The organism is Mesorhizobium sp. M7A.F.Ca.CA.004.06.1.1 (assembly GCF_003999135.1).
In the GTDB taxonomy this organism is placed as follows: Bacteria; Pseudomonadota; Alphaproteobacteria; order Rhizobiales; family Rhizobiaceae; genus Mesorhizobium.
In genome coordinates, this window is sequence record NZ_RZPQ01001387.1 from 1 (window position 1) to 560 (window position 560).

The 560-nt window shown below is 63.9% G+C and carries 1 protein-coding gene and 1 pseudogene; one reads left to right on the top strand and one right to left on the bottom strand.

What is annotated here, in order from left to right:
* Positions 1 to 85 precede the first annotated feature (85 nt).
* The gene (locus tag EN906_RS36510; RefSeq protein ID WP_127270697.1) at positions 86 to 328 is read left to right on the top strand and encodes a hypothetical protein; all 243 of its coding nucleotides are present in this window, start codon (positions 86 to 88) and stop codon (positions 326 to 328) included.
* Here the strand turns inward: EN906_RS36510 and EN906_RS36515 are convergent.
* Positions 325 to 560, bottom strand: a pseudogene (locus EN906_RS36515) (hypothetical protein); the annotation flags it as partial. The gene EN906_RS36510 and the pseudogene EN906_RS36515 sit on opposite strands and share 4 nt — an antisense overlap.

Here is a 560-nt window from a genome sequence, read left to right on the forward strand (position 1 = left end):
CTTTCGACATTCCCGCCTGGTCCCGCCACTGTCGCCGCGCCGTTCGCGATGCTAGGGCAATTCACCCTGGGCGGAGGAATAGCGGATGAGCAAGAAGGCGCGACTGGTCCTGGCGATGGTGATCATCGAGGCAGGTCTTGCAGGCATCTGGTGGTATCTCGCCCGCTTCGGCATGGCCAATCCCGATCGCGTCACCGCTGACTTCCAGGCAGTCGTCGGCCAGACCATGGGAATGGCGATGGGCGGCTTGCTCGGCATCGGCTTTATCCTGTTCCTCGTCGCCGCACGCAACGGTCGCAACGCGGCACAGAATAAGACGCGCCCTTAATTCCCGTTTGCGAAATGCCACTCGATCAGCGGCTTCATGTGCGGTGACAGCCCGACCGGCAGGTCGGCGGCATGGCGGATGATCACCGGTCCCTCGATCTCCGGCTCGGTCTCGGTGGCGACGAAGGCTGAGATGCGCCTGGCGATCTCGTCGGCGGGCGCCGCCGCTACCACGCGGCGAAAGATCACCGTGCCGCTGCTGGTCGACGTCGATTTCAACATGATCCGTGAGG

What these genes read in the sequence shown, in the direction of transcription:
- EN906_RS36510 (WP_127270697.1), top strand. Translation starts at nt 86, where the DNA reads ATGAGCAAGAAGGCGCGACTGGTCCTGGCGATGGTGATCATCGAGGCA.